This is a genomic window from Nocardia sp. NPDC004722, assembly GCF_053601505.1.
On sequence record NZ_JBSGBY010000713.1, the window covers coordinates 1 to 3,973 of the forward strand.

The following is a 3,973-nucleotide window of genomic DNA, read 5'->3' on the forward strand; positions in this document are numbered from 1 at the left end:
CGCGAAGTAGGCGGCCAGGCTGCACTGCGGTTCGGGCGCGGGACCCCAGGCGGGGGTGAGCATCTCGCGTTCGAGCGCGGTGCGCGCGTCGATGTCGCGGACGCGCCGGCGCGGGTCGGCGGCGATCGCGTCCAGCACCCGGACCAGGCGTTCGGCCAGGGTTTCCACGCTCGACTGGTCGAACAGTTCGGCGGCGTAGACGAATTCGAAGGCCCGGTCGTACTCCCCGGCCCGGTCGGCGGCGCCGCCCGTGCCGGGCAGCACCCGCAGTTCCAGATCGAATTTGGCCAGCGCGATGTCGAGTTCCTCGGCCTGCAACGACAATCCGGGCAGCCGCAGTGCGGGCACCGGCGTGTCCTGCACGGTGAGGGCGACCTGCAGCAGCGGGCGCGCCCCGAAACGGCGGGCGCCGTCCCCTGCCTCGGACTGCAGTTCCTCCACGACCCGCTCGTAGGGCACCTCGGCATGCGCCATGGCGGCCAGTTCGGTGTCCCGATCGGCCTGCAACAGTTCGGCGAAGGACCGGTCCGGGTCGACGTCGGAGCGCAGGATCAGCGTATTGACGAACATGCCGACCAGATCGTCGAGCCGGGTGTCGGTGCGCCCGGCCACCGCGGTGCCGATGACCACGTCGCGGCCGCCGGTGACGGCGCGCAACAGCACCGCCAGGGTGGAGCGCAGCACCATGAACAGACTGACCCCGTGGGTGCGGGCGACGTCGGCGAGCTTGCGCTGCAACGCCTCCGGCACCTCGAAACGCACCGTTCCGGCGCGGCCGGTGGATTCGGCCGGGCGCGGCCGGTCGTAGGGCAGCGGCAGTTCCTCGGGCAGGTCGGCGAGCGCGGCCCGCCAGTAGGCCAGTTGCGCCGCGGCGGCGCTCGCGGCGTCGCTGTCGTGGCCGAGGATTTCGCGCTGCCACAGGCTGAAGTCGGCGTACTGCACCGGCAGTGGCGTCCAGCGCGGGGCCGCGCCGCCGTGGCGGGCGGTGTAGGCGATGGCCAGGTCGCGGGTGAGCGGGGCCAGCGACCAGCCGTCGGCGGCGATGTGGTGCAGCGCGATGCCGAGCAGGTGGCGTCGATTCCCGGTGCGCAGCAGGGTCATTCGCAGCGGGATCTCGCGGGTGAGGTCGAAGCCGCGGCGGGCGAGTGAGCGCAACGCGGTGCGCGCGCCGACCTCGTCGGCCTCGGTCGGATCCAGCACCGGCAGGCAGCGGGCGGTGTCGAGCACCACCTGGTAGGCGCCGTGTTCGTCCTCGGGGAAGACGGTGCGCAGCACCTCGTGGCGTTCCACCACGTCGGCCAGGGCGGCCCGCAAGGCCTCGATGTCCGGATCGCCGTCGATCCGCAGCACGAAAGCAATGTTGTAAGCACTGGATTCGGGGGAATATCTGTTGAGGAACCACAGTCGCTGTTGCGGCAGCGACAGTGGTACGCGCTCCGGGCGTGGCACGTGCACAGCCAGCGCGACACGCTGCGTCCGGGGCGCTTCCGCGAGCTTGGCGGCCACCCCGGCGACGGTCGGGGCCTCGAAGACGGCCCGCACCGGCAACTCCACCCCGAATTCGGTGTGCAGGGCCGCGGTCAGGCGGGTGGCCAGCAGCGAGTTGCCGCCGATCTCGAAGAAGTTGTCCTCCGCGCCGGGCACGGTGCCGCCCAGCACGGTGCCGAACACGAGCGCGACTTGTTGTTCCAGTTCGGTTTCCGGGGCGCGGGTGGGTGCGGCGGCCACGAATTCCGGTGCGGGCAGCGCCTTGCGGTCGAGCTTGCCGGACGGGGTGACCGGCATGGTCTCGAGGATGGTCAGCGCCGAGGGCACCATGTAGCCGGGCAGTCGTCCGCGCGCGGTCTCGAGCACCGTGGCCGGGTCGAGTGCGGTGTCGGCGGTGAGATAGGCGACCAGGCGCGGGATTCCGCGTTCGTCGTGATGCACCAGGGTCAGGGCGAAGGTGACGCCCGGATGCCCGGCCAGTACGTGGTCGATCTCGCGCAGTTCGATGCGGAAGCCGCGGATCTTGATCTGGTCGTCGGCGCGGCCCAGGAAGCGCAGCTGCCCGGTGCCGTCGGCGACCACGAGATCGCCGGTGCGGTACATGCGTTCGCCGCGCCGCCCGTGTGGGTTGGCGGGGAACCGTTGCGCGGTCAGGCCGTGGCGGCCCAGGTAGCCGCGTGCGAGACCGGGTCCGGAGAGGTACAGCTCGCCCGCGACGCCCGGCGGCACCGGGTGCAGGCGGCCGTCGAGCACGAACAGCCGCATGCCGCGCACGGGCAGGCCGATGGGCACCGGGCGTCCGGCGACCATGGGCCCGGTGGCGGTGGCGGCGACGGTGGCCTCGGACGGCCCGTACATGTTGTGCATGCGCCGCGCCGGAAGACCGGGCCGGGATTCCGGTGCGGTCCAGACCTTCACGAGTTCTTCGGGGCAGGCTTCGCCACCGACGATGACGGCCTCGAGGTCGGGCAGGTCGTCGGCGGGGACGGTGCCGAGGGCGGCGGGGGTGACGAAGGCGTGCGTCACCTTCTCCTCGCGCAGGATGCGCGCGAGTTCGATGCCGCCGAAGATGCCGGCGGGCGCGACCACGATGGTGGCCCCGGCCGCGAAGCCCAGCAGCAGTTCCAGCACCGAGGCGTCGAAGCTCGGTGACGAGAAGTGCAGGGTCCGAGCCGAATCGGTGACCTTGAACAGGTGCATCTGCTCGTGCGCCAGCGACGCGATGCCCGCGTTGGTGACCACCACGGCCTTGGGGCGGCCGGTGGAGCCCGAAGTGTAGATCAGGTAGGCGGGCCCGCCGGTGCGCAGCGGGTGATGCCGGTCGGCGTCGGTGACCGCGGTCGCCGGGAACTGCGCGCATTCCTCGGCCAGCTGTTCGGAGCCGAGCAGCAGCCAGTCGACGTAGTTCTTGCGGTGCCGTCCCCGATTGCGCGGCCAGTCGGGCATGTCGGCGTGGCGTTCGGTGTCGGTGATGGCGAGCATGGCGCCGGAGTCGGCGAGCATGTGGGCGATGCGGTCGGCCGGGTAGTCCGGGTCGATCGGCACATACGCCGCACCGGTTTTCGCGACCGACCAAACCGCGAGGATGCTGTCGACGCCGCGCGGCAGCGCGATGGCGACCACGACCTCCGGGCCCGCGCCGTGTTCGATGAGCACCCGCGCCAGCCGGTTGGAGCGCTCGTCGAGCTCCCGGTAGGTGGTGTCGGTGCCCAGGTAGCGCACGGCCACCGCGTCCGGGACGCGTTCGGCGGTGTCGGTGAGCAGCCGGGCCAGGGTGATGGCGGGTTCGGCGGGCGAACCCATGATGGGGACCAGTTTCGCGGTCTCGCGGGTGTCCAGCAGCGGCAGGTCGCCGACGGCGACGGCCGGGTCGGCGACGGCGGCGGCGAGCACCGCGCCGAAGCGCCGCGCGATGGCCTCGACCGTGGCATGGTCGAAAACGTCGGCGGCGTAACCGAATTCGGCGGTGAGCGGCGTGTCCTCACCGGGGTTTCCGGCGGGTTCGTGGACGGTCAGCTGCAGGTCGAATTTGGCGATGTCGGTGGCCATCTCGACGACCTCGGTGTCCACGCCGGGCAGGTCGATGCGCAGTTCCGGGCTGCTGTCGTAGGACAGCATGACCTGGAACAGCGGGTGCCGGGCCGCGGAGCGTTCCGGGTTGACGACCTCGACGAGCCGCTCGAAGGGCACGTCGGCATTGGCGAAGGCGTTGAGGTCGGTGTCGCGGACCTCGGTGAGCATGCGGTCGAAACCGGCGGCCGGATCCACCCGGGTGCGCAGCACCAGGGTGTTGACGAACATGCCGACCAGCTCGTCGAGCGCGGGATCGCTGCGCCCGGCGATCGGGGTGCCGATGGCGATGTCGGTGGTGTTGCACAGGCGCGCGAGCACGGTCGCGAGCGCGGCGTGCAACACCATGAAGGTGGACACGCCGCGTTCGGCGGCGACGGCGGCCAGCGCGGTGCGGGTGGCGGCGGGAATCTTG

At 71.7% G+C, this 3,973-nt stretch carries 1 protein-coding gene; it reads right to left on the minus strand.

The genetic code is table 11. The features are described from left to right. The coding region (locus ACWELQ_RS40425) for an amino acid adenylation domain-containing protein (RefSeq protein WP_452402280.1) at nt 1–3,973 on the minus strand (3,973 nt) is incomplete at both ends.